The 25,563-nt window shown below is 69.9% G+C and carries 21 protein-coding genes and 1 pseudogene; 15 read left to right on the top strand and 7 right to left on the bottom strand.

The window, feature by feature from the left end; all coding sequences use genetic code 11:
• Positions 1-53: 53 nt before the first annotated feature.
• Both ACFYRY_RS01190 and ACFYRY_RS01185 read left to right on the top strand, forming a co-directional pair.
• Positions 54-1,310: an SGNH/GDSL hydrolase family protein gene (locus ACFYRY_RS01190; RefSeq protein WP_389138775.1), complete on the top strand. Its 1,257-nt coding sequence runs from the start codon at positions 54-56 to the stop codon at positions 1,308-1,310.
• Between the two features lie 173 nt (positions 1,311-1,483).
• Positions 1,484-1,832 (top strand): annotated as a pseudogene (locus tag ACFYRY_RS01185) (hypothetical protein).
• 37 nt (positions 1,833-1,869) lie between these two features.
• On the opposite strand, the gene ACFYRY_RS01180 reads toward ACFYRY_RS01185, so the two are convergent.
• Positions 1,870-2,886, bottom strand: a complete 1,017-nt coding sequence (locus ACFYRY_RS01180; protein WP_389141004.1) for a GlxA family transcriptional regulator — start codon at positions 2,884-2,886, stop codon at positions 1,870-1,872.
• Positions 2,887-2,950: 64 nt separating this feature from the next.
• On the opposite strand from ACFYRY_RS01180, the gene ACFYRY_RS01175 reads away from it, so the two are divergent.
• Positions 2,951-4,267 (top strand): MFS transporter, encoded by a 1,317-nt coding sequence (locus tag ACFYRY_RS01175; RefSeq protein WP_389138774.1) that lies wholly within the window; start codon positions 2,951-2,953, stop codon positions 4,265-4,267.
• On the opposite strand, the gene ACFYRY_RS01170 is transcribed toward ACFYRY_RS01175, so the two are convergent.
• Positions 4,257-6,221, bottom strand: coding sequence for an NAD-binding lipoprotein (locus ACFYRY_RS01170; protein ID WP_389138772.1), 1,965 nt, complete (start codon positions 6,219-6,221; stop codon positions 4,257-4,259). The two genes, ACFYRY_RS01175 and ACFYRY_RS01170, sit on opposite strands and share 11 nt — an antisense overlap.
• Positions 6,222-6,515: 294 nt before the next feature.
• On the opposite strand from ACFYRY_RS01170, the gene ACFYRY_RS01165 reads away from it, so the two are divergent.
• The 3 genes from ACFYRY_RS01165 (at position 6,516) to ACFYRY_RS01155 (ending at position 11,918) form a co-directional block, all read left to right on the top strand.
• Entirely contained in the window at positions 6,516-8,519 is a 2,004-nt protein-coding gene (locus ACFYRY_RS01165) for a flavin monoamine oxidase family protein (RefSeq protein ID WP_389138770.1), read from the top strand.
• A 477-nt stretch (positions 8,520-8,996) separates the two neighbouring features.
• Positions 8,997-10,403 carry a prolyl oligopeptidase family serine peptidase gene (locus ACFYRY_RS01160; protein WP_389138768.1) on the top strand — a complete coding sequence of 469 codons (1,407 nt, stop codon included), beginning with the start codon at positions 8,997-8,999 and terminating at the stop codon, positions 10,401-10,403.
• Positions 10,404-10,619: 216 nt separating this feature from the next.
• The gene (locus tag ACFYRY_RS01155) at positions 10,620-11,918 is read left to right on the top strand and encodes a discoidin domain-containing protein (protein ID WP_389138767.1); all 1,299 of its coding nucleotides are present in this window, start codon (positions 10,620-10,622) and stop codon (positions 11,916-11,918) included.
• On the opposite strand, the gene ACFYRY_RS01150 is transcribed toward ACFYRY_RS01155, so the two are convergent.
• Positions 11,887-12,486 (bottom strand): ATP-binding protein, encoded by a 600-nt coding sequence (locus tag ACFYRY_RS01150; RefSeq protein WP_389138765.1) that lies wholly within the window; start codon positions 12,484-12,486, stop codon positions 11,887-11,889. The genes ACFYRY_RS01155 and ACFYRY_RS01150 overlap by 32 nt on opposite strands.
• 602 nt (positions 12,487-13,088) lie before the next feature.
• Between ACFYRY_RS01150 and ACFYRY_RS01145 the strand changes: the two genes are divergently transcribed.
• The 4 genes from ACFYRY_RS01145 to ACFYRY_RS01130 all read left to right on the top strand — a co-directional run bounded on the left by ACFYRY_RS01145 (position 13,089) and on the right by ACFYRY_RS01130 (position 17,486).
• The gene (locus ACFYRY_RS01145; protein ID WP_389138763.1) at positions 13,089-13,442 is read left to right on the top strand and encodes a hypothetical protein; all 354 of its coding nucleotides are present in this window, start codon (positions 13,089-13,091) and stop codon (positions 13,440-13,442) included.
• A gap of 602 nt (positions 13,443-14,044) precedes the next feature.
• A complete protein-coding gene (locus ACFYRY_RS01140) occupies positions 14,045-15,469 on the top strand; it encodes a cytochrome ubiquinol oxidase subunit I (protein WP_389138761.1) in 1,425 nt (474 codons plus the stop codon).
• Positions 15,470-15,532: 63 nt separating this feature from the next.
• Entirely contained in the window at positions 15,533-16,564 is a 1,032-nt protein-coding gene (locus ACFYRY_RS01135; RefSeq protein ID WP_389138759.1) for a cytochrome d ubiquinol oxidase subunit II, read from the top strand.
• A gap of 598 nt (positions 16,565-17,162) precedes the next feature.
• Positions 17,163-17,486 (top strand): MerR family transcriptional regulator, encoded by a 324-nt coding sequence (locus tag ACFYRY_RS01130; protein ID WP_389138757.1) that lies wholly within the window; start codon positions 17,163-17,165, stop codon positions 17,484-17,486.
• Between the two features lie 96 nt (positions 17,487-17,582).
• Here the strand turns inward: ACFYRY_RS01130 and ACFYRY_RS01125 are convergent, their stop codons facing one another.
• Positions 17,583-17,936 (bottom strand): VOC family protein, encoded by a 354-nt coding sequence (locus ACFYRY_RS01125; RefSeq protein WP_389138755.1) that lies wholly within the window; start codon positions 17,934-17,936, stop codon positions 17,583-17,585.
• Between the two features lie 132 nt (positions 17,937-18,068).
• Between ACFYRY_RS01125 and ACFYRY_RS01120 the strand changes: the two genes are divergently transcribed.
• From ACFYRY_RS01120 to ACFYRY_RS01110, 3 genes are all read left to right on the top strand, one after another.
• Positions 18,069-19,253, top strand: a complete 1,185-nt coding sequence (locus ACFYRY_RS01120) for a PP2C family protein-serine/threonine phosphatase (protein WP_389138753.1) — start codon at positions 18,069-18,071, stop codon at positions 19,251-19,253.
• Between the two features lie 65 nt (positions 19,254-19,318).
• Positions 19,319-19,777, top strand: coding sequence for a MarR family winged helix-turn-helix transcriptional regulator (locus ACFYRY_RS01115; protein WP_389138751.1), 459 nt, complete (start codon positions 19,319-19,321; stop codon positions 19,775-19,777).
• A gap of 192 nt (positions 19,778-19,969) precedes the next feature.
• Positions 19,970-20,350, top strand: coding sequence for a VOC family protein (locus ACFYRY_RS01110; protein ID WP_389138749.1), 381 nt, complete (start codon positions 19,970-19,972; stop codon positions 20,348-20,350).
• A 129-nt stretch (positions 20,351-20,479) separates the two neighbouring features.
• On the opposite strand, the gene ACFYRY_RS01105 is transcribed toward ACFYRY_RS01110, so the two are convergent.
• Entirely contained in the window at positions 20,480-20,662 is a 183-nt protein-coding gene (locus ACFYRY_RS01105; protein WP_389138747.1) for a hypothetical protein, read from the bottom strand.
• 185 nt (positions 20,663-20,847) lie between these two features.
• Complete coding sequence (locus tag ACFYRY_RS01100) at positions 20,848-22,146, bottom strand: MFS transporter (RefSeq protein WP_389138745.1); 1,299 nt, start codon at positions 22,144-22,146, stop codon at positions 20,848-20,850.
• Between the two features lie 133 nt (positions 22,147-22,279).
• On the opposite strand from ACFYRY_RS01100, the gene ACFYRY_RS01095 reads away from it, so the two are divergent.
• Both ACFYRY_RS01095 and ACFYRY_RS01090 read left to right on the top strand, forming a co-directional pair.
• Complete coding sequence (locus ACFYRY_RS01095) at positions 22,280-23,215, top strand: LysR family transcriptional regulator (RefSeq protein WP_389138743.1); 936 nt, start codon at positions 22,280-22,282, stop codon at positions 23,213-23,215.
• Positions 23,216-23,350: 135 nt separating this feature from the next.
• Positions 23,351-24,211 (top strand): oxygenase MpaB family protein, encoded by an 861-nt coding sequence (locus tag ACFYRY_RS01090; RefSeq protein WP_389138741.1) that lies wholly within the window; start codon positions 23,351-23,353, stop codon positions 24,209-24,211.
• 107 nt (positions 24,212-24,318) lie between these two features.
• Here ACFYRY_RS01090 and ACFYRY_RS01085 read toward each other — a convergent pair whose 3' ends face one another.
• On the bottom strand, positions 24,319-25,398 hold the full coding sequence (locus ACFYRY_RS01085; RefSeq protein WP_389138739.1) for a PQQ-dependent sugar dehydrogenase: 1,080 nt from the start codon (positions 25,396-25,398) through the stop codon (positions 24,319-24,321).
• Positions 25,399-25,563 lie beyond the last annotated feature (165 nt).

The following is a 25,563-nucleotide window of genomic DNA, read 5'->3' as shown; positions in this document are numbered from 1 at the left end:
CCGGTCGACTCCGCGCACCCCACGGACACGGACTACTGGAAAGGCGAACCCGCATGTTCAAGAACCGGTACTTATTCGCCGCCTTGGTGGCATCGCTGGCGATCGTCCTGTTGGGAACGGCGGGCGGACTGCCCGCGAGAGCCGACGCGGGGCCTGCCCCCGCCAACCGCCCCGGCTGGACCGGCACCTGGGAAGCCGCAGCGTCCGGTACCGTCCCGGCCCTGCCCGGCACCTCCATCCGCAATGTCGTCCACATCAGCGTCGGTGGCCGCGCCGCACGCGTCCGCATCACCAACCGGCTCGGCACCGCGCCGCTCGAACTCGGCGCCGTGAGCGTCGCGTTGCAGGAGGACGGCGCGCCGAAGAGCCCGAACGCCGTCGCCGGCACGATGCGTACCGCCACGTTCCGCGGCGCCACCTCGGTCACCGTCCCGGCCGGCAAGGACGTCGTCACCGATCCTGTGCCGCTCGCGGTGCCCTCCGGCGCCAACCTCCTGATCACGGTCTACACACCGACCGACACCGGCCCGGCCACCTACCACCGGTCGGCCCTGCAGACCAACTTCCTCGCCCCTTCCGGTGACCACACCACCGACGAGGCCGGATCTGCCTACACCCAGACCACGGGATCCTGGTACTACGTGACCGGCGTGGACGTGGTCGGCTCGCGCAGCATCGGAAGCGTCGTCGCACTCGGCGACTCGATCACCGACGGCTCGGGATCGACCTCAAGCGCCAACCGCCGCTGGCCGGACCGGCTCGCCGAACGGCTGCTCGCGCTGCCCCCGCACCGCCGGCTCGGCGTCCTGAACGCCGGTATCTCCGGCAACCGCGTCCTGCTCGAAGGCACCGGCCCGAGCGCCCTGTCCCGGCTCGACGCCGACGTCCTGTCCCGCTCCGGGGTCCGCGCGATGATCGTCATGGAGGGCATCAACGACATCAAGGGCAACCCCAATCAGACGGACCCGGCCGCGTTCGAGGACGCCTACCGCGAGATCGTGTGGCGCGCCCACGCGCGTGGCATCCGAGTCATCGGCGCCACCATCACCCCCTACGGCGGGAACGGCGGTTACACCGAGGCCCGTGAGACCGTCCGCCAGACCGTGAACGACTTCACCCGCACCAGCGGACTCTTCGACGCCGTCGCGGACTTCGACGCGGTGGTCCGGGACCCGGCCGACCCCCACCGCATCCTGCCCGCCTACGACAACGGCGACCATCTGCACTTCAACGACGCGGGCCTGAAGGCGATGGCCGACGCCGTCGACCTCACGGACCTCCACCGCGTCCGGGCGCACAGCGCCGCCTGAGCCTCAGTCCCGACGGCCGCACGACGCCCGCGGACGCTACGACGCCGCCCTGGCCCGCCTGTCGAGAGGCGGCGCCAGAGCGGCCTCCCCTCGGTCAACCCGGTGGCCACGTCGGCCCATCCGGCCCATACGCCCACCCGATGTCACCCACCGTCGGTAGCGTGACCGCCGTGATGGTGGGAACCGAGGAAACCCGGCTGGTCGTCCTGCGCGGCAACAGCGCCGCGGGCAAGTCGTCCGTCGCGGTCGGCCTGCGCGAGAAGTTCGGCCGCGGCCTGGCCCTGGTCGGCCAGGACAACCTCCGCCGCATCGTGATCCGTGAACGGGACCGGCCCGGAGCGGCGAACATCGGCCTGATCGACTGACGTCCACGAGACCCAGCTGCGCGACTGGTACCGGCCCCGTGATCTGCTGCCGGACGGTACCGAGACCGTCATCGGCGCCGACAGCGCCCTGCACGAGACCGTCGACCGCATCATGCTCGACACCGGCCTGGCCCACCTGCCCGCGCTCGACCTCTGACCGACGGCGCGGTGGGGCCGCCCGGTACGAGAGCCGCTCATACGTCGCTCGCCGGATCACCCGGCCCACGGAACGTCATACGGTAGGCGCTCGGCGATGTGCCCAGGGCAGCGTGGAAGTGCTGGCGCAGATTCGCCGCCGTGCCCAGGCCGGCGCGGGTGGCGACCTGGTCGACGGGCAGGTCGCTCTCCTCCAGCAACTCCCGTGCGAGTTCGACGCGTTGCCGGGTCAGCCAGCTCATCGGCGTCGTGCCGACCTCGTCCCGGAAGCGACGATTGAAGTTGCGCACGCTCATCGCCTCTCTGGCCGCCAACTGGCCGAGCGTGATGGGCTCGTGCAGATGCCGCAGCGCCCACTCGCGGGCGGCCGAGGTGGCCGACGCCGTGGGAGCCGGTACGGGGTGGCGGATGTACTGGACCTGACCCCCTTCCCGATGCGGCGGAACGACCGCGCGACGGGCGACGTCACCGGCGACGGCCGTGCCGTGGTCGCTCCGGATCATGTGCAGGCACAGATCGATCCCGGAGGCGCAGCCCGCGGAGGTCAACACGTCGCCCGCGTCGGTGTACAGCACATCCGGGTCCAGTGCGACCTGCGGGAACAGCCTGGAGAACAACTCGGTGTAGCGCCAGTGGGTGGTTGCCCGACGCCCGTCCAAGAGGCCGGCGGACGCCAGCACGAACGCGCCGGTGCAGATGGACGCCATGCGGGTGCCGGGCCGGATACGGGCGAACGCCTCGGCCAGCGGGGCGGCGAGGTCCGATGTCTCCTGGACGTAGTCCTCGTAGGAGGAAAGGACGATCACGGTGTCGGCCTCCGCCAAGGCTTCGGGGCCGTGCCGGACACGTACGGTGAAGTCGCCGTCCGTCCGTATGTCTCCGGCCCGCAAGGCGCAGGTGGCGACTTCGTACAGAGGCTCCCCGTCCACCGAAGCGCCCGACCTGGCCTGCCCGAACAGCTGGTGCACGATGCCCAGCTCGATGGGGAGCAGGACCTGACGGACCAGGAGGGCGATGCGATGCCGCCCGGGGTGGCAGAAAACAGGCATGGCCATATTCTTGCGCATGTGGTCCATCTGGACTCTCGTGAGGGGGAGGTTCTCCCAGCAGGCTTGAACCATGGCCCAGTTGACATCCACCTCACCGACCACCGCACCGCACAGCCCGGGACCACGTTTCCACCGGGCCTGGGCGGTCGCCGTCGCAGCGGGCGCGGCCATCGTCACGGCCGGTGCCTTCACCACCGTCCCCGGCCTGCTGGTGACTCCCCTGCACGACAGTTACGGCTGGGACCGCGGACACATCGCCCTCGCCGCCTCGGTGAACATGGTGCTCTTTGGTCTCACCGCGCCCTTCGCGGCGGCCCTGATGGACCGGATCGGCGTCCGCCGGGTGGTCGTGGGCGCCCTTGTCCTGGTCGCCGTGGGTGCCCTGCTCACCAGCGTCATGACCCGGCCGTGGCAGCTGGTCACGTACTGGGGCGTGCTAATCGGTCTCGGCAGCGGCTGCCTGACCATGACCTTCGCCGCGAGCATCACCAGCCACTGGTTCGACAGGCGCCGGGGGCTGGTCACCGGCGTACTCAGCTCATCCAGCCACCTGGGCCAGCTGCTCTTCCTGCCGCTCCTCGCGTGGGCCGTCGGCCGCTACGGCTGGCGTCCGCCGGTCGTGACACTCGCGTTCGTGGCCCTCACGGTGACCGCGCTGGTCCTCCTGCTGCTGCGTGACCACCCCGCCGACGTGGGCGTGAAGCCCTATGGCGCACCGACGTTCGTGCCCAAACCGGCACCGGCCTCCGGTGCGGCACGGCGCACCCTGGCCGTGCTCTTCACCGCCGCACGCACCGGCCCCTTCTGGCTCCTGGCCGGCATGTTCGTCATCTGCGGCGCTTCCACCAACGGCATCATGTGGAGCAACTGGGCCCCCGCAGCCCACGACCAGGGCATGCACGCCACGGCCGCCGCGTCGATGCTCTCCCTCATCGGGATCTTCTCCGCCCTGGGCGCGGTCCTCTCGGGCTGGCTCACCGACCGTTTCGATCCCCGCCGCCTGCTGACCGCGTACTTCGCGATCCGCGCGCTCACCCTGCTGGTCCTGCCGATGGTGCTCTCGTCCACGGTCACGCTCACTCTGATCGTCTTCGTGACCGTCTACGGTCTGGTCGACGTCGCCACGGTCCCGCCCGTCATCGCCCTGTGCGGTCGTGTCTACGGCGAGGACGGCCCCATCGTCTTCGGCTGGACGAACTCCGCCCACCAACTGGGCGCGGGAGCCTCGGCGTTCCTCGGAGCCGCCGCGCGTGACCTGTTCGGCACCTATGACGTGGTGTGGACGACGCTGAGCGCGGTGTGCCTCGTCGCCGCCCTGATGGCGCTGGTCGTACGCGCCCCGAAGCGCCCCCGGCGACCCCGACGCCCCGAGCAAGTCACGGCGTAGGAACCGGGCCACTGGCCGGTCGGTCCGCGCGCGGTCCTGCCACCACAGTGCCGCCAGAGGCCGCGTCCCGCGCGATCACGACCACTTCGTCGCGCTCCATCCAGCGTCGTCGCTCGCTCTTGTCCGGGTTGATCCGCACTCCGTGGTCGGGCACGGCCGTGGCCCGGTCGTGGCGGCGGTAGCCGATGGCGCATTCGCCCCGCTGCCGCGCCGCTGCGACGACCGTGGCGAAGGACGCCTCACAGCCGGGCAGGACGTACGACGTCGCCGGTCGCAGGTGGACCTGACTGCCGGTGAGGGAGAACAGCTCCTCGAACACGGCGGCCAGGTGCCGGTTCTGGGAGATCTGGGCCATCAGCAGGCCGATGAGTTTGCCGCTGATGATCACGTCGGACCCGGAGCTGATCGGCGCGAGCGTCCGGTTGCGGTCGTCGATCATCTCGGTGACCACCGGCAGTTCCTGCCCGGTCTCCTGTTGCAGCTGTTGCAGGACGAGGAGCGTGACGAGGGTCCCGTTGTCGGCGTCGTCGGGCCGCTGACCCGGGGCGGGGTCCGGGCCCAGCACCACGACACTGTCGTACGAGTCGATCTCCAGGCACCGAAGTGTCTCGGGCCGGGTGACGTCCCCGGGCCGGAACGTGATGCTCAGCCGAGGCGCGAAGTCCGCGTGGGCGTCCCGTAACTGCTCGGCCGTCACCTCCTTGCGGTCCGCCACCACGGCGATGACCGAGCCGTGCACGGCGGACCGGCCCAACTGGTCGACTATGAGCGAGGCCCGCCGGTTCCAGCCGAGGATCAGGACCCGTTCGGGCCGCGTGCTCCCCGGCTGCCTGGGCGTCATCACCGACTCGTCGACCAGCCCGCAGCAGTCGCTGAGCCGCGCGGTGTCATCGTCCCGCGTGATGACGATCAGCTGGTCGCCGGGGCCGATCAGGGTCTGCGGCGGCGGGTTCAGCAGGGGCCTGCCGTCACGCAGCAGGCCCACCACGCTGGACGTGGCGTAGGCCAGCAACGTGTCGCCGAAGGAGCGGCCGGTCAGAGCCGGATCGAAGGTGAGGTAGAACTCGTCCCCGGCGAAGTCGAGGAGGTCGCGGTACACGAGGGAAAGCCCCGGACGGCGGGCGGACTGGACGATCAGCCGGGCGGTGATCGCGTCGCTTTCCAGAACGATGCCGTGCGTTCCCGCGGCGAGGGAGGCCGCCAGCCGGTACCGGTCGTCTCGGACGGCGGCGACGACGGGCGGCCCTTCCTCCTCGCCGAGCGCGGACCGCAGCGCCAGCAGCGTCTTGACCACTTCCGGGTCTGCCGACGGATCGTCGTGGGGCAGCACCAGCACAGCGCTGGCCGCGCCGGGGTTGGCCAGAGCAAGCAGAGCCGGGTCGGTGGGCGGACCGCTACGGCAGATCAGCCGAGTACCGCCGGTGGCCCCCACCTTGCCGCTGAGGGCCTCCTCCATGCTGGTCTTGTCCCGGTCGGCCAGAACGGCCACCGCGCCGTAGCGCTGATTGGCGTTGGCGGCCACCAGCTCGCTCACCACCGTGAACACCTGCTCGGACCAGCCCAACACCACCGAGTGCCCCTGCTCGATGACCGTGGAGCGGCCCCGCCGCAGCGCGGTCAGCCGCTCGGTGAGTCCGGTGGTGATCAGACCGACGAGGGTGGAGACGTACACCAGCGCGACCAGGGCGAGCAGCACCGACAACAGCACCCGCAGCAGCGGGCCTGTCGCCCCGCCGAGCCGCAGCGTCTCACCGGTGAGCCGCCAGATCGCTGCCAGCCTCCCCGAACGGGTCGCGGGCGCGTGCGGGTCCGTCCACACCAGCACGGCGCTCGCCGGGAAGACGATGACGAGGCAGCCCAGGGCCAGCCAGCCGACGAGCGCGGAGGTGCCGCGTGCCAACGTGGTGTCGAACCAGTACCGTGCCCTGCCCTTGAATGAAGCTGTTCGTCCCACGCCTGCCCCCTGTTCCGCCGAGGCCCGGCGGCGGCCGCCATGCCGCTCCCGGTCTGCCCCGCCCGTTCCCCCACCGGCCGTCGCCCGGCCACGCGGCCACCTGGAAGTGTGCCGACGAGAGGGCCGTGACACGCGGATCACTGGCTGTCTTTCATCCCTTCGGGGACATCGCCGAGGAGCCGCTCCCGTCGATGTCCGACCGGGCGTCAGTGGTTTGACCTCCACATCGCTCGTTCGGGGCAACGCCGCGGCGCAGGCGGGCGGGTCGTGTCGGCCGGCCGGTAGAAGTGCGGCATGACTGAAGATCACGAGGCCGTCCCGGCAGGTTCAGGTCTGTCCAGGCGTACCTTCACCACGGCGGCGGGAACGACGGCGGCGGCCACGGCTCTGGCCGGGTCGCCTGCCGCGGCGATGCCCGTCCAGGCCGCCCCTGCCGCACCGGCGCCCACCAGGGGCGCGGACTTCGACAGATGCCTGGCGGTGGCCCGGGCCCTGCTGGTCGTGGACGACCACGACCGCCCCCTCGTCCCAGGCTACGAGCGCGTACTCAAGGACGGACTGCCCGCTCGGCGGACGGCCACGCCCAAGAAGGTCCTCGTCATCGGGGCAGGCCCGGCCGGCCTGGTGGCGGCGTCGCTGCTGAAGCGGGCGGGCCACCACGTAACCGTTCTCGAGGCGAACGGCAACCGGGCGGGCGGACGCATCAAGACCTTCCGCCGGGGCGGCCACGAACGGGCGGAGCAGCCCTTCGCCGACCCCCGCCAGTACGCGGAGGCCGGTGCCATGCGCCTGCCCTCCAGCCACCCGCTGGTGATGGGTCTGATCGACCAACTGAACCTGAAGAAGCGGCGATTCCACTACGTCGACGTCGACGCTGACGGCCGTCCCGCCAACCGCACCTGGATCTACGTCAACGGCATCCGGATGCGGCGCGAGGAGTACGCCCGCGCGCCCCGCCGCATCAATCGGTCCTTCGGCGTGCCGCGCGCCCGCTGGGACACTCCCGCCGCCACCATCCTGCGGTCGGTGCTGGACCCGGTGCGCGACGAGTTCAGCACCCTGGGCCCCGACGGCAAACGGATCGACAAGCCGCTGCCGGAACGGGTGCAGGGCTGGGCCAGGGTCATCCAACGCTTCGGTGACTGGTCGATGTTCCGCTTCCTGACCGAGCACGCGAAGCTGGACGAACGCACGGTCGACCTGATCGGCACCCTGGAGAACCTCACCTCACGCCTGCCCCTGTCGTTCATCCACAGCTTCATCGGCTCCTCCCTCATCAGCCCCGACACCGCCTTCTGGGAGCTGGAGGGCGGCACGGCGGTACTTCCGGACGCACTGCTGGAGCAGGTGCGCGACACGGTCCGCTTCGACCGCCGGGTCACCCGCGTCGAGTACCACCATCCCGACCGTCCCTCCTCCGACACCCGGCACGTCGGCGCCAAGGGCCCCCAGGTGTGGGTGGACACGGTCTCCGAGGGGCGCGACGGCCCGGTGGTGCGCGAGCAGTTCACCGCGGACGCCGCCGTGGTCACCGTTCCCTTCTCGGGTCTACGGCACGTACAGATCAGCCCCCTGATGTCGTACCGCAAGCGCCGCGCGGTCACGGAACTGCACTATGACAGCGCCACGAAGGTGCTGCTGGAGTTCAGCCGCCGCTGGTGGGAGTTCACGGAGGCCGACTGGAAGCGCGAGCTGGACCGGATCGACCCGAAGCTGTACGACGCCTACCGCACCGGTCGCGCCCCCGCCGACGGCAGCCTGCTGGGTGCCCATTCCTCCGTGCCGGCCGGCCACATCACCCCGGCCCAGCGCACCCACTACGCCGCCAACCGCGCCGTCTCACGTGACCAGCCCGAGGCCGTACACGTCGTGGGCGGCGGCTCGGTGTCGGACAGCGCCAACCGGTTCATGTACCACCCCTCCCATCCGGTGCCCGGCAGCTCCGGGGGAGTGGTGCTGGCCTCCTACAGCTGGGCGGACGACGCCCTGCGCTGGGACTCCCTGGACGAGGAGGCCCGCTACCCGCACGCCCTGTGCGGACTGCAGCAGGTCTACGGTCAGCGCGTCGAGGTCTTCTACACCGGCGCCGGACGCACCCAGAGCTGGCTGCGCGACCCCTATGCCTACGGCGAGGCGTCGGTCCTGCTGCCCGGCCAGCACACCGAGTTGCTGACCTCCATCCCGCTGGCCGAAGGCCCGATGCACTTCGCGGGTGACCACACCTCCCTCAAGCCGGCCTGGATCGAGGGCGCCCTGGAGTCGGCGGTCCGCGCCGCGCTGGAGGTCCACACCTCCTGACCTGACGTAACCCGTCATCACCGCCCGCTGCCCTTCGACTTGGGCAGCGGGCTTTCCCACCAGATGTCGCGAATCGGCCACAGGCCTTCCTTGAACGCACTTGGCGTCGAACACGATCACCTGACGGACCCCGCGATGGGCGCGGTGCGGCCCGCGGCGCGGGCGGCAAGCCGCGCCCACTCGCATTGATGCGCCTACCGCATGCACAGATCTCGGTTCCGATCCTGGACACCGATCCGGTACTGCTCCGAAACTCTCGCGTAGCACCTCGGTCTGCCCCCTCGGCCGCCGCCGCGGGTCCTCCCCCGAGAAAGCGAGCCGCCCCATGCCGACAGACCCGTGCTTCGCCACGGTCGCCGTCCTGCTGCCGTGCACCATGACCGGACGCGCGCCCGCTCCCACGACCGTCGCCCGGCCGATCGGATCCACACACGGAGGCATCTGGTCCGGATGCCCCACCGACTGAGACGAGGGCCCATGGGACACATCACCAGACGTACGGTGCTCGCCGTCACGGCAGGCGCGGTCACGGCGCCGGCCGTGAGCACCGCGACCGCTGCGGCCGCCGACACCACGACGAGCACCTCTGCAGGACGACAAGCGGCCTCCGGATTCAATCCGGTCCTGCGGACGGACCTCATCACGCGGGTGACGCCGAGGAACAACTGGCTGGTGACAGCCGTCGCCATCCAGTACGGGCACCCCATCGACTTACCGGGCGCGGTGATTGCGCCCGCCGCCTTCGAGGTGAAGGCCACGGTGGGCGGGCAGACCGCGGCTCGCACCGTGACCCGGGTCTACTCCAACTCCGCCGCCGAGGTGGACGACCGAACTCGCCCCGGACGGCCGGGGGACCGGCTGATCGTCGAACTCGACCCGAACGACGCCAACGCCCGGGCGGCCGGCACCGATCCCCTTCCACTGGACCGGGCGTACTCCGTCAGGCAGGTGGCGGACGTGCGCGCCCCCGGAGGCGAACCGGTCCTGAAGGCCGGACCGTTCGCGAGTCGGAACGACGACGTCATCACCCCGGTGGTCGACCGCTTCGCCGCCGGTTCCTTCACCGACTCCGCCGGTTTCGAACTGGACTTCCGGCTGTACCAGCCCGAGGGATACGTACGAAATCCTCAGACGCGCACGCGGTACCCCCTCGTCGTCACCCTGCACGGCGGTGGCGAAGTCGCGGACAACAACATGACCCAGCTCACCTCCAACCGGGTCGCGGTCACATTCGCCACACCGCAACGGCAGCGCCGCAACCCCGCGTTCGTCCTCGCTCCGCAGATTCCCCTGCCTCGGCCCATGGACGGACCCGACGGCACCGACTGGACCGACGCCAAGGTCCAGGCCGCGCTGATCGAACTCATCGACACCTTCGTGGGCGAGCACTCCCGAAACATCGACAGAAGCCGGCTCTATGTCGTCGGCCTGTCCTCGGGCGGGCGCGGCATCTACAGCCTGCTGGCGAAGCGACCCGAGGTGTTCGCGGCCGCCCTGCCCACGGCCGGCTGGGGCGACCCGGCCACCATGGACCGGATCACACACATTCCGATCTGGGCCGACCACTCGGTCGACGACCCGGTCGTCCCCTACCGTGAGGGCCGGTTCGGCAAGCCCGGAACCTGGACCCTGATGAACGCGCTGGAGACCGCCGGCGCACCAGTCACCCGTGGGGAGTGGGCCAACGATCTGCCGAAGGCCCAGTTCGAGGCCCGCTCCCGGGCGCTCCTGCGGCAGGCCCGGGCCACCCGCAGTCACGTACTGTTCACGAGCTACACGCCAGGAACGACACCGGTGAACCCACACCTGGCATGGGTTCAGACATACGAGAACGACGTGGTCATCGACTGGCTCTTCGAACAGTCCCGGCCCCGTTCCGAGTGATTGCCGGTCACAGGATTCCGCTCCTTGTCCGCTTCGACCCGCCCGGGTCACGAGGGTTCCGGCCGTTTCTTCTCCTTCCGCACCGTGAGAGCTCACCTTCCGGCTCGCTCCGGCAGCGCTTACAGTGCGGGCGCACCTCGCTGTCCGGTTACCGCGCTCTCACCGCATTCCGGAGGTACAACGATGCGTCCACGCAGTCCTTCAACCACCACGACCGTGCCGTTACGGACCCGGCCCCGGTCCGTGCAGGCGCTGATCGCGCTGGCCACCACCATCGGATTGGCCCTGACCCTGCTGACCGCCGCCGCGCCGCCGGCGGCTGCCGCCGACCTGCTGTCCCAGGGCAGGCCCGCGACGTCCTCGTCGACCGAGAACACCTCAACCCCCGCGTCGGCGGCGGTGGACGGCAACCCCAGGACACGCTGGTCGAGCGCGTTCAGTGATCCACAGTGGCTGAGCGTGGATCTGGGTGCCACCGCCGCCATCAGCCAAGTGGTGCTGCGCTGGGAGGCCGGGTACGGCCGCGCATTCCAGGTCCAGACCTCCGACGACGGCACCACCTGGAGCACCCTCTACTCGACCACGACCGGCGTCGGCGGCGTGCAGACCCTCGACGTGAACGGCAAGGGTAGGTACGTCCGCGTCCACGGCACCCAGCGCGGCACCGCCTACGGCTACTCGCTGTGGGAGTTCCAGGTGTACGGCTCCCGGGGCGGCACCCCTCCGGGCACCGGGATCCCCGACCCGACCGCCGCTTCCCTCGAGGCCGCCGACGGTCCGCTGACCACGGCCACCTACACCGTCCCCCAGACCGTCGGATACGGCTCAGGCACGGTCACCTACCCGACGACCGGCGGCGCGTACCCGGGCGTCGTACTGATGCCGGGCTATCAGGGCACCCAGCAGAACCTGCAGTGGCTCGCACCCCGCCTCGCCTCCTGGGGCTTCGTCGTCATCAACGTCGGAACCAACACACTCACCGACGATCCCGAATCGCGGGGCCGTCAGATCTCCGCCGCCGGCACCCAGCTACTGGCGCTCGGCAACGCCTCCGGCAACCCGATATCGGGGAAGGTCAACGGCACCCTGGGAGCCGCCGGTCACTCGATGGGGGGCGGTGGCGTCATGGCGGCCCTCCGGGACGACCCGCGCTTCCGGGCGGGCGTGCCCACAGCGCCGTACCACGTGAACGCCAACTTCTCCGGAGTCACCGAGCCGACGTTCTTCCTGACCTGTGACAGCGACCCCGTGGCAAACGGCGACACCTACGCGGTGCCCTGGTACAACTCCATGTCCCAGGCCGAGAAGCTCTACATCGAGGTTCCCGGCGATCATCTGTGCCCGATGACCGGATACGGCAACAAGGCCAAGCAGGGCAAGTGGATCGTGTCGTTCTTCAGCCTCTGGCTGCGGGCCGACACCCGCTTCAGCCAGTTCCTGTGCGGTCCGGCACGTGACGCCGACAAGAACAACACGTCCCTGGTCACGCGGTGGATGGACACCTGTCAGTTCTGACCGGCTCGCTCGGAGCGCCGCTGCTCGAAGCGGTTGCCTCGTGAGGCGCCAGGCGTAGATGGGCAGTGATCTGCTTCCCTCGGCCGTAGAACGTCGAGATGACTCTGTCGCTGACCGAGTGCACGATGTGAAGGCCGTGGCCACCGACCCGGTGCCGGTTGCCCTGCCTCACCCTTGGTTGCTCGGTGGAGTTGTCCCACACGGTGATCGTCAGTTCTTCACTCGAGAGGTGCACGCTCAGCCCGCAGGGACCGGGGGCGTGCCGGATGGCGTTGGTGATCAGTTCGCTGACGGTGAGTTCGGCGTCCATGGCCACGAGTGCGGGAACAGGGGCGCGGCCGGTGCGCGGGGCGTGAGCGAGAAAGGCGCGAAGGGCCTGGCGAGCGTCGATCGCGCAAGCCGCGCCATCGGTCCACACCGCGCTGCAGCGCAGCGTGGTGAGCTCGTCCGTGCTCTGCTCATCTGCCGCCTGCTTCATAAGCGGGATGACCATGTGGGTTCTTTCGTCGTGGTCGCCGCTCTGGGCGGCTTTCGGTCGTGCGTATACCCGGACGTCGACGGTGCACACCGAACGCAACCTCCCGATGCCCGCCCACGCGACGAGGTGGGGAGCGAGAAACGCGGAGGCTGTGACACTCGCGGGGCCCGCTGCGCTATGAGCAGTAGGGCCATGACCACGGCCCCTCGCAAGACCCGCTTTTCCCCCGTGAGCGGGTCTTGCCCACGGAGCGGGCAGGTGCCCTCCCCCCGGTCGCCTGCCCGCTCCGTGGCCGCCCCGATCCACGCACCCGCCCCTGGCGGCAGTGTGATCGCGACAGAAGACGGCAGACGCGGTACGTCCTTCACCGCCGCCGCTCGGCGTATGCGCCCGGCTCCCACCACCACGGCCCGCCCCAGGCACCGGTTCGGGCACGGCACCGTCAGCCTGCTCTGAGCCTGCCGGCCGTCATCACCCGCAGGACAGCTTCTTCCGTGCGGTTCGCAAAATGCCTCCCGACGAACATTTCGGTAAGTCGCCGGACAGGGCGCCATATTTAGGCCTCCGCTGGTGCGGGTGTAACACGATGGCGTCTGCAAGGCGCAGAAGTAGGGAGAATGGGTCACTGGCCGAGGCTGAATCTCGGTTCCGGGAGGACCTGCCGACACAGCGCATGCCAGATCGGATTTACTGTGAACAACACCGACCCGGTTTCCGGATATCAGCCTTACGACCAGCCCCCGAGGGCCGACCACGCCACGCGCAACCAGGCCGCGACACGGCGGGCAGCCCTTGCGATCTGCACGATCGCTGACATCGCGGCCGGTGTGCTGGGCCTGTGGATCGTGCTCTACCTGCTCGACGCCAACCAGGCCAACACATTTGTGGAGTTCGTGCGAGGAACGGCGGACTGGTTGTCCGGGTGGGCACAGGATATTTTCACCATGGACACAGACGGCCTACGCGTTGTCCTCAATTATGGTCTACCGGCCGTCATATATTTGCTGATCGGTCATGGGATTGCCGCCCGGCTCAACCGGGCCTGACGGAATTCCTGGCAATCACCCAAGCCGGAATGAGCACGACATCGGAAGGAACAGTGCTGTGACACCTGCTCCCAGCGGAAGCGATCACATCCCCATCTACGAGGACTTGGTCCGTGAACGAGGCGACGTCGTGGCCGAGGCCCAGATGGCCGCCGATCATACGCAGCACCAGGCAGCCGAGCTGCTCGGCAGAGACCATGCCGACCAGCCGTACCTGCCGACTGCATGACAGGTTGTGAGGGTCTCCCTGTAAAGGCGCCGACGCGAACGGCGACGGCGCGACCTGCGCGGTCGCCCGGTCGGCGCTGAATCACTGTCCGTGCCGGTAAGCCCGGCGTACGGACCGAGGTGCTCAGCCGTCGCCTGAGCGACGGCACGAGGGTGAGGAACACAACCGCCTTCAACGAGTGGCCGCGTGGCTACCCCCGCCCTCCCCGGTGACAGCTATAGCGTCGTCGTCGGCTGACGGGCGTGTTCTCGGCGTGTCGAGAACCGCGGACTGACGTACGGGAACAGGGCTGGGGCCGCCTTCCCTGCGGAAGGACTCTCCGACGCCCCTCCGCAAGCCGTGCCTCGTCCCACGTCCACTCGGGGAGCGACTCGTGCCCGTGTTCGACCCGTTGACATCCGCTCCCTGGCCGATCGCCGTCCTGGCCGCGGACAAGGTGTCCGAAGGTGACCTTGCCGCGGCTCGCGCGCAGATGGGGTTTTCGCTGGCCTGGCACATCGTCGTGGCCTGCCTCGGGGTGGGGCTGCCGGCGCTGACGTTGATCGCGGAGTGGTACGGCATCCGTACCGGCAAACCCGTACACCGCCTGCTGGCGCGTCGATGGGCCCGCGCGATGGGGGTGCTGTTCGCGGTCGGCGCTGTCTCCGGCACGATCCTCAGCTTCGAGATGGGGCTGTTGTGGCCCGGACTGATGGGAACGTACGGGCAAGTGCTCGGCTTGCCCTTCGCGCTGGAGGGCATCGCCTTCTTCATCGAGGCGATCTTCCTGGGCATCTACCTCTACGCCTGGGACCGGCTGCCCCCCAAGCGGCATCTGCTCACCGGCCTGCCGATCGTGGTGGCCGGCGTCGCCTCGGCGTTCTTCGTCGTCTGCGCCAACGCCTGGATGAACCAGCCCCGCGGCTTCACCCTGCGCGACGGCCAGGTCATCGGCGTGGACCCGTGGGCGGCCATGCTCAACCCGGCAAGCCCGCCGCAGACCGTGCACATGATTCTGGCCGCGTTCATGATGGCCTCCTTCCTCACCGCTTCGGTCTACGCGGTCGCCCTGCTCCGTGGCCGCCGGGACGCCTACCACAAGGCAGGCTTCTGCATCCCGTTCGCGCTCGGGGCGGTGGTGACGCCCTTCCAGATTGTCGTGGGCGACTGGGCCGCCCGGTTTCTGGCCGAGTACCAGCCGACCAAGCTGGCGGCCATGGAGGGCGTCTACACCACCGGCTCCCACGTCCCGCTCACCCTCGGCGGTGTCGCCCTCGACGACTCCCTGCGCTACGGGCTGGAGGTCCCAAGCGGGCTCTCCCTGCTGGTCGGGTACCACCCCGGCACGGTCGTCCAGGGCCTGGACAAGGTGCCCCGCAGCCAGTGGCCGGCGGTGACCGGAGTGCACTGGGCGTTCGACCTGATGGTGGGCATCGGGTTCTTCCTGCTGGCCCTCGGGGTCTGGCTGCTGGTGTCGTGGTGGCGCGGGCGACACAGGGACGGCGAACTGCTCGACCAGCGCGGCTCCCGCCTCTTCCTGGGGCTGGCCGCCCTGGGCGGTCCCGCCTCGGTCGTCGCGCTGGAGAGCGGCTGGTGTGTCACCGAACTCGGGCGGCAACCCTGGATCGTCTACGGGATCATGACCGTGCGGGACGCCGTCAATCCGGCGCCCGGCCTCATGACCGGTCTGTGGCTGGTCCTGGTCGTCTACGCCGCCATGACCGTCGCGACGGTGTACGTCCTTCGCCGCCTGGCCAAGAACACGGCCGTGCCGATGGCGCCGCAGGAGGAGGACGTCGAGAGCTACCCCGTCGTATAGGTCGTACAGCTCGGCGTACAGACCACCCTCGCTCCGTTCACGTCGGTACCACTGGAGGTGACCGTGCTCGCGGACACGGCTCTTGCTGTCATGTGGGTGGGCCTCACCTGCTACGCCCTCTTCGGCGGCGCGGATTTCGGCGCCGGCGTGTGGGATCTGCTCGCCGGCGGAACCCGACGAGGACAGGCGCAGCGCCACCTCATCGAGCACTCCATCGGGCCGGTCTGGGAGGCCAATCACGTCTGGCTGATCTTCGTGATCGTGCTGCTGTGGTCCGCGTTCTCACCCGTCTTCGCCGCCGTGATGTCCACGCTCTACCTGCCCCTGACTCTCGCGGCGCTCGGCATCATCGCCCGCGGGGCCGCCTTCGCCTTCCGCAAGGCCAGCAGTGAGCTGTGGCAACAGCGCCTGTTCGGTGCCTGCTTCGCCCTCTCCTCGCTGATCACACCGTTCTTCCTCGGCGCCGTGGCCGGCGGTGTCGCCTCCGGCCGGGTCCCGCCCGGCATCGCCGGAGGCGACGTCATCACGAGCTGGCTCAACCCCACCTCGGTCCTCGGCGGCGTCCTGGCCGTCCTCACCTGCGCCCACCTCGCCGCCGTATACCTGTGCGCCGACGCCGCCCGCGACGGCCGGACCACGCTCGCCTCGGCCTTCGCGCACCGCGCCACGATCAGCGGCGTGGCCGGCGGAACCGTCGCCTGCGCCGGCGTCGCCGTCCTGCACGCCGACGCCCCCGAGCTCTTCCACGGTCTGACCCACCGCGCCCTGCCCCTCGTCATCCTCAGCATCGTCGCGGGCGTCGCCGGACTCATCCTGCTCAACAGACGCCGGTACGTGGTGGCACGCCCCGCCGCCGCGCTGGCAGTCGCCGCGATCCTGTGGGCCTGGGGCGTGGCGCAGTACCCCGCCATGCTCGTCGGGAGCACCACAGTCGATCAAGCTGCCTCGAACAGGTCCGTGCTGTCGGCGTGTCTGATCGCGTTGGCCGTCGGAGCGGTCCTGTTGGTCCCCTCCCTGTGGCTTCTCTACGCGACCTTCCAGCGCCGCACCCCTGCCGTGCCCGAGGCCCAAAGCGAGCCGCCCGCCTCCTCATGAGCAGGTGGGTGCCTCCCGCCTGCCGGGACACACGGATCCGCGAGACCGCCGCGCCGTCCACTCGGGTGAGGCCGCCCTCACCCGGATGGCGGGCTGATCGACATCGGGGCGCCCCGTCACCGTTCGAGCACGATTTCCCCACTGCCGGGCACATGGAAATCTATGCCAGCCAGAGTAGACATTGGGCGTTGGCATGGTTATGGTTTCTCTCGTAACCCAGAGAGACAGCAGGACCTGGCAGAAACGAACTGCCGGTCAGCAGTACCCGCAGTGGCAGTACCGCAAGTGCAGTTCGCAGTACCCAGCAGCACGCAGTACCCCGCAAGTACGAACGTGAGCACCGAGGAAAGAACGGAGGAACCCGCGCCATCAGGATCGCCCGGGCTGAAATCGTGAACCCGGGTACCGCAGGACATCGATAGTGAGGTGGTCTCCGGTCAAGCAACCGCGATCCCCGCAGCCCCGACAGCATCTCGGTCGGGTCCGCGGAAACAGGGAGCCGGCGCAGTAACAAGGCCGGCAGATGGTCTAGCAGTTCCTTCGGGGTCCTGGTGCGACAAGCACCAGGACCCCTCGACGCGTTCCGCAGAGAGGTGCGATGACAGCAGACGACACGTACGGCCGTCTCGACGACGACGACTACCCCGCCTACACGATGGGCCGGGCCGCGGAAATCCTCGGCACCACCCAGGGCTTCCTCCGCGCCATCGGGGAAACCCGCCTCATCACCCCGCTGCGGTCCGAGGGCGGCCACCGCCGCTACTCCCGCTACCAACTGCGCATCGCCGCCCGCGCCCGGGAACTCGTCGATCAGGGCACCCCCATCGAGGCCGCCTGCCGCATCATCATCCTCGAAGACCAGCTTGAGGAAGCCCAGCGCATCAACGCCGAATACCGCCGCGCCACCGAATCGACGAAGTGACCGCGCACGTGGTCCCGTTGGACAACACCGTGCACGGACTGGCGGCTGTCGGGGCACCAGTGGCCACCAGCACGTCACCGCCCGCGTGGAACGAGGTCAGGCGGGCTGCCACAGCTCGACCCGGTTGCCCTCGGGATCGGTGACCCAGCCGAATCGGCCGACACCCGCCATGTCCTGCGTCTCCGCGGCCACGTCCGCTCCCTTGGCGCGCAACTGCGTGAGCATCGCATCGAGGTCGCGGACGCGGAAGTTGAGCATGGTGTGCTGTGCGCGGGACCCGAAATAGTCGGTCTCGGAATCGAACGTCGCGAACACCGTCGGCCCGGCGCCCTGGTGCCACAGGCCGTTCTCGTCGGCGTCCAGGCCCAGGCACTCGCGATACCACGCGCCCAGGGCCGCCGGGTCAGAGGCCCGCATGAAGTATCCACCGATTCCAAGCACACGTTCCATGCCGCCATCCTGCCAGGCCGGCGACCGGACGGGCCGCGCCATCGCCCGGCGCGTACGTGCTGTGGCGTGTGTCGCACCTGTCATGTCGGTCCTCTCGGCGGGAAGAAGAGTCCGTAACCCAAGGAGGCTGATGTGGCGCGGGATCGGATCGGACTGGCTGAGGTGCTGACAGCGGCGGAGAATGCCGCGCCGGTGGGCTCCCTCGATGTGGTGGCGCGCAACCTGCGCGACCGGTTCGGTGCACGGTACGTGTCGTTCCTGTTCGTCGACGTCGTCGGCCGACGCCTGCTGCGCGTCAGCGAGAAGGTGGCCACGCAACGGGAGCGCCGCGCCGAACAGGTCCCCCTCGCCGGCAGCGTCTACGACGAGGTCCTGCAGTCCCAGAAGCTGGTGCGCACGACGGAGGGTGAGCAGGGGCAGCGGGTACTCGCCCCTGTGACGAACCGCGGTGACACCATCGGTGTCCTGGAGTTGTTCCTCGCCCAGGCCACGCAGGACGTGCTGGATCAGGTCGAAGAGGCCGCGCACGCGCTGGCGTACATCATCGTCACCGACCGCCGGTTCACCGACCTCTACCACTGGGGCAATCGCACCCACTCGGTCAGCCTGGCCGCGGAGATCCAGCGCCAGCTCCTGCCCTCGGCCTCTTCCTGCGAAGCCGCCGAATTCGCCCTTGCCGGCGCCCTGGTGCCGGCCTCCGACATCGCCGGTGACACCTACGACTACTCCCTCGACCACGATGCCCTGCACCTGTCCGTCACCGACGCCATGGGGCACGACGTCGACGCCTCGCTCATGGCCACCCTCCTGGTCAACGCCTCCCGCGGCGCCCGCCGCGCCGGCAAGGACCTTGCCGAGCAGGCTCGTCAGACCCACCAGGCCCTCCTCGACCACGGCCGACGGACCTTCGCCACCGGCCAGCTGGTGCGCATCGCCCTGGACGGGACCCGTGCCGAGCTCGTCAACGCAGGCCACCCCTGGCCGCTACGGCTGCGCGACGGCATGGTCGAGGAACTGCACCTGGCCGTGAATCTGCCCTTCGGTGTCGTCGGGCAGGGCCCGTATCGGGTGCAGGACCTCGACCTGCGTCCCGGTGACCGCCTCGTGCTCTACACCGACGGCATGCAAGAACGTCAAGCGGGAGCGGTGGACCTGCCCGACCTGATCCGTGCTACAGCCTCCGAGCACCCGCGCGAGGTCGTGCGCACTCTGGTCGCCGCCGTCACCGACGCCTGCGACGGCTCCGTGCGGGACGACGCCACCGTGCTCTGTCTGGACTGGCGCGGGCCGAGACACAGCCCAATCGAAGTGTCTTGACCTCAAGTCGTGTTGAGCTTCTACGGTCGGTCCTGTCGCACCAGAAGTCACGGAGGGGACCGGCAGTGGATTACTCGCACAACGACGCCGAACTGATCCAGCAACCCATCGGCTACTGGAGTTGGGCCGCCTTCAAGGCCGTCGTCACCCGCACCGGGGGCGCACTGGCCCGGATCGGCACCACCCAGCCGCAGTGGTGGGTCCTCGCTCGGGTAGCACGCGCCCACACCCTTCACACGCGCGACGAACTGACCAGTCTCTTCAGGAACTACCTCGACACCGGCTCGGAAACCATGGGGTGGGAGATCGACAGGACCATCGCCCGGGGCTGGATCACCGAGGATCCCGAGGGACGACTGAGCATCACGGCCGAAGGCAGGGCGTTCTACGAGAAGGCCGCGGCCCTTCAGGAAGAGCTGTGGGCGGAACGGCACGCGGGTGTCTCCGACGAGGAGTACTTGACCACCCTCAAGGTGCTGCAGCGATTCATCCACAACACCGGCGGGCGTGCCTGGCACCATTAGGTTCTCGCCCCTTTAGGTTCTTGCCCCTTCGGACAGGAGCGGAGCTGGATCGGAAGGGGTGGGCGGGCCTGAAATCATGTCGCCCACGGTCTCCTTGTCCGATACCGTCGCGGAATTGTTTTCACTGCTGGGGCCCATGAGGTTCGCGCGTTGGTGTTCCCCGCAGTTCCCGGACTGAGAGCAGGTTTCGTCATGGCATGTCGTATCGGTGAGCTCGTGCTCGGTTGCCGCGATCCCGAGGTGCTGGCGCGGTTCTGGTGCGAGGTCCTGGACTTCGTCGTACTCGATCGTGAGGACGACGGCACGCTGGAGATCGGTCCGCGCGAAGGCTTCGGTGGTCCGCAGCCGACGATCATTCTCAGTCGCAGGGACGAGCCGGAGAAGGGGAAATCCCGGCTGCACATCGACGTCAACCCGACCGACCGGGATCAGGACGCCGAGCTCGAACGCCTGCTGAAGCTCGGTGCCCGCCCGGCCGACATCGGCCAGACAGGGCAGGAGCAGTGGCATGTCCTGACGGACCCCGAAGGTAACGAGTTCTGCCTGCTCAGGGCACGTCTCAACCCACTCTGAGGCTCATGGAGTGAGGTCTTCGGCAGAGGGTTCAAGGGCGACGCGGTGACCTGAACGCCGGAGACCTCATGGTCGCCCCGCTGTGGCGAGGCGGCACCGCCAACGGCCGCGGCCTGGCCTGACCTGCTGTCAATGGATGACCCGGCCGCGCACGTCCTCCGGCGCGCTGCGCAGTACGACGGCGACCAGCGCGGCGTTCGCGGCCGGCGCGAGCAGCAGCGCCAGGGCGACCGGCGCCGCCACCAGCGGTGACGGGATGAGCAAGGCCGCAGCGCCGAACAGCAGGGCACCGGCCAGGGTGGCAAGACGCATGCGCCCCTGCAGCCGGGGCGCGACCACGGCGCCGAGCGGTGGTTATCTCGACCCCGCTGGCGTCGCTCACCTCCGACACCCTAGGTGCCGAGGGTGTCACCCTGCCAGGACCTGGCGGCCCTCTTCGACAGCCACCGGCAGACGTTCACGCACGTCGCCGGAGTGGTGACGACGGTGGTGGCCCGTCAGCTGCGGCGTGACTCCGGCCGTGGCCCTGACTCGGGCTCCGGCTCCGGGGCCGGTTCGGCGAGGTGCGCTGCCGCGCGGCGGGGGAGCAACAGAGGGGTCGCCAGCAGGAGTACGCCGGCCAGACCGATGGCCGTGCGCGGGCCGAGCAGGCCGCCCAGCACTCCCCACACGGCCGTCAGCAGCGCGGTCGAGGCCTTGGTCGTCACCAGCCAGGCCGACAGCGTGCGGGCGACCCGGTCCGTCGCGGTGCGCTCGAGGCGGTAGGTGGCGTAGACGGGGTTGAAGACCCCGCAGCAGAAGATGAGTCCGAACTCGACGCCCATCACCAGCAGCAGCCCCGCGGTGCCCGGCCCGAGAAAGGCAAGGCCGATGGGCCAGACCGCGCGCAGCGACCCGGACACGACCAGGACCTGGTGCTGTCCGAACCGAGTGACGAGCGGCCGGGCCAGGCGCGAGCCGAGCAGCCCGCCGATCGAGGGTGCGGCGAAGGCGAGGCCGTACTGCCACGGTGTGAACCCGAGCCGGCCGAGCATCAGGACGGCCAGCAGCGGCTGGGCGGCCATCACCAGACCGTTGAACAAGGCGGTGTTGAAGAACAGCGGGCGCAGCGCCCCGTCGGCGAGGATGTACCGCCAGCCGTCGAGCAGGTCCCCGGCCCGCAGGCGCGCGGCCTTCCGGCGCTCGGGCCGCGGCTCGTGCCCGCCCATCGCGCGGATGCCCAGAGCCGAGAGCAGGTAGCTGACTCCGTCAGCCACCACCGTCGCCACCGGACCGAGCAGCCCGATCGCCGCGCCGCCCAGGGGCGGTCCGATGATCGTCGCGGTCCAGGACGTGGACTCGAACCGGGCGTTGGCGACGAGCAGGTCCTCGGCGGGCAGCAGTGTCTTCAGGTACGCGCCGGAGGCGGCACGGAAGGCGACGTCGGCCGCCGCGACGACGACCGAGACCACCAGGAGCTGAAGGAAGGTGAGCGCGCCGAGCGCGAACGCGGCGGGGATCGTCAGCAGCGCCGCGAACCGCACCAGGTCCATCGCGATCAGCACCGTCCGCTTGCGGCGGAACTCCACCCACGGGCCGAGCGGCACCGCCACGGCCGCACCCACCGCGGCCCCTATGGAGGCGAGCGCGGCGACCTCGGCCGGTCCGGCGTGCAGCACCTGGATCGCGATCAGCGGAAACGAGCCGAAGGCGAGCCACGTGCCCAGCGTGCTGGTCGCGTACGCTCCCCACAGCCACCCGAACCGCCGCCCCAACCGAGGTCCCAGCAGATCTCCCAGCCGGTGTCCGCTCCTCATGCCCGACGCCCCCGTCACTCACTCCGCACAACCGATCCGCGATCGGAATCATCAAAGCGAGCCACGCACCTGGGTATCAAACAACCACAGGGCCGCCAGCCACAACGGATGGTTGTGTCCGTAGGGTAGGTGCATGGACCTCGACAGTGTTCGGACCTTCGTCGCCGCCGCCGACGCGGGGCAGTTCCAGGAGGCCGCCGCCGAGCTGGCGGTCACCCAGCAGGCCGTCTCCAAACGCATCGCCGCGCTGGAGCGCCACCTCGGGGTGCGGCTGTTCACCCGCACCCCGCGCGGCGCCGAGCTCACCATCGACGGACAGGCGTTCCTGCCCCACGCGCGCCAGTTGCTGCGCGTAGCCGACCGCGCGGTGGCGTCCGTACGCACCGGCCGCCGTCCGCTACGCGTCGACGTGATCGCCTCGCGCGTCGCGCCGTCGGGCCTGATGCGCGGCTTCCACCGCGCCTACCCCGAGATCGAGCTCGACGTGGTGATGCTGTTCGACGTCGAGACGGCCGTCGCAGCCATCAGGTCCGGTGCGATCGACGCGTCCTTCCGTGCCGTCGCCGCGCCCGGCCGGCCCCTTCCCGACGACATCGAGTCCGTCCGGGTGCTCGACGAGCCGCACCAGCTTCTTACCGGCCCCGCCCACGCGCTGGCGGGCGCCCGCTCGGTGACCCTCGCCGAGCTCGCCGGGCACCGGATCTGGATGCCCGGCCTCGTCCCCGGCACCGAGTGGACCGCCTACTACGACGACCTCGCCGCCGAGTTCGGCCTCACCATCGAGGCGACCGGCCCCAACTTCGGCTCCGACGCGCTCCTCGACACCGTCGCCGACACCCCGGCCCTGGCCACCTTCACCACCGAGCAGACCCGCCTCGTCTGGCCTGTCGGCCACGGCCTGCGCCGTATCCCGGTGACCGACCCGACGCCCGTCTACCCGCACTCGCTCCTCTGGCACCGAGACAACCCCCACCCGGCGCTGGCCACCCTCCGCGCGCACCTCGCCGCCATCGCCCTCGACCAGGACGCCACCCGGACCTGGGTGCCGGACTGGGTGATCACGCGCTGAAGGCCACGACGACCGGTGTCGTGATCGACAGGAACAGCAGACCCGCCATCGCGGGCCCCACTCGGCGACCCTCGCCGCCGCGCCCGGTTCCGGGCGGCATCACGGACACTGGGAGCAGGAGAGGGGAGGCCGACCGTGCTGACCGTTGTCCGTGAACAGCTGGGCCAAGCCCTGTTCCGCCGTGTCGCAGGCCCCGACGGACCGGCGACGCGTGCCCGCATCCACGACACTCCCGGACCGCGCTGGTTCGAACCGGACCGCCCGATCCGCACCGTCCACGGTGACGCGTCGATGTTCATCGGTGGGCTGAGCGCCCTGCTGCTGCAGTCCCTGCATCCACTCGCCATGGCGGCCGTCGCCGGGCACTCCGGTTACCGCGGCGACCCGTGGGGCCGACTGCAGCGCACCAGCACCTTCCTGGCCGTGACGACGTACGGCACCGCCGACGACGCTCAGCGGGCGGTCGACCACGTCCGCCGCATCCATGAGCGGATCCGCGGGACGACGGCCGAGGGCACGCCGTACCACGCGGCCGATCCGCACCTGCTCGGCTGGGTGCACGCCGCCGAGACGGACAGCTTCCTGCGCGCCCACGAACGCTTCGGCGCCCGCCCGCTGGACGCCGCGGGCTACGACGGCTACGTGGCCGACACCGCGCGCGTCGCCGAGGCACTGGGGGCGATCGACCCTCCACGCGACCGCCGCGAGCTGTCGGAGCGCCTGACCGCCTACCGGCACGAACTCAGCGCCACATCCGAGGCCCGGGCCGCCGCCCGCTTCCTGCTGTTCCAGCCTCCGCTGCCCCTCGCGGTGCGGCCCTTCTACGGCGGGCTGGCTGCGAACGCTGTCGCGCTGCTCCCGCCCTGGGCCCGCGGCATGCTGCGGCTGCCCCGGGTGCCGGTCGTCGAAAACCTCGCCGTACGCCCCACCGGCCAGGCCCTGACCCGGACCATCCGCTGGGCCATGACCCCACCGCGCCAATCCCGCCCGGCGTGAGCACTTCAGCCCTCAGGCCAACGGAGGAGGCACCCGGAGCCGCACCGATCCGGCTCCGGGGGCCTCCTCGACCGTCTTTCCTAACGACGGTCACCACACAGCCGAGGTCAGCCGAGGTTGACCTGGAGCACTCGGTCCGCGCCCTTGCCGGCCTGGTCGGTGGTGATCCACAGGGCGTTCTTGCCCGGGACCTTCACCACGTCCCGCAGCCGGCCGTATCCGTTGGTGTAGTGCGCGACCGGGGTACCGATGCTGGTGCCGGTGACCGGGATGCGCCACAGCCGCTTGCCCTTCAGGGCGGCGGCGTACAGCGCGCCGTCGGCGTACGCCAGGCCGCTGGGCACGCCCTTGGCGGGGCGCCACTGGTGCTTGGGGTTGGTCATGCCCGCGGTGGAGCAGGTGCCCTCGCAGGTGGGCCAGCCGTAGTTCTTGCCGGGCTTGATGAGGTTCAGTTCGTCGTACGTGTTGTCGCCGATCTCCGTCTCCCACAGGTTGCCCCGCGAGTCCCAGGCCAGACCCTCCGGATTGCGGTGGCCGTAGGAGTAGACGAGGGTGCCGAAGGGGTTGCCCGGCGCCGGCTTCCCCTCCTTGGTCATGCGCAGGATCTTGCCGTTCAGGGACTTCTTGTCCTGCGCGGAATGCTTGTTGTCCGCGTCACCGGTGGTGGCGTAGAGGTAGCCGTCCGGGCCGAACTTGATGCGGCCGCCGTTGTGCAGGCCTCTCTTGATGCCGGACACGAGCGTCTTGTACCCGGTGAGCTTGGTGCCGTCGTACGTCAGCCGGGCGATCCGGCTGCCCTCCTTCGCCCCGTGGTAGATGAAGACGTAGTGGTCCCGGCTCCAGTTGGGCGAGACGGCGATCCCGAGCAGCGACTGGCCGCTGTTGGGAGCGGCGATCCGTGGCGACGCGGTGACCTCGGTCTTCTTGCCGGACAGGGTGGTCCTGAAGATCTTGAGGGAGTCCCGTTCGTTGACCAGAGCCGATCCGTCCGGCAGCCAGCTCACTCCCCACGGGATGGTCAGCCCGGACGAAACGGTCTTGATGCCTGAGGGGGCGTGAGCCTCGGGAACGGCCGGGACCGGTGCGGCATGGCCGGTCGCGGCCAGTGGGACCAGCAGACCGGCTGTCGCGCTTACGGCGGTGGCGACGCGAGCCAAGGCTCTCCGGCGGGGTGGGTCCACGTACATGGGCGGGTCCTCCTGGAAGCGGCTGATGACGATGTCCGACGTGCGGAACGGCCAGGTGCTCGCCCCCGGGCCCTCTCCCGGACCCAGAGCTCGCCCGGCTTGAGGACGCTGGTGCCGGCGAATGGTCGCCGCGAGAGCCACTGAGGTCCGGCCGGTGAAACGGCT

This window comes from Streptomyces sp. NPDC005263, from assembly GCF_042872365.1.
In the GTDB taxonomy this organism is placed as follows: Bacteria; Actinomycetota; Actinomycetes; order Streptomycetales; family Streptomycetaceae; genus Streptomyces.
This window is presented reverse-complemented; position numbering and strand designations above follow the sequence as displayed.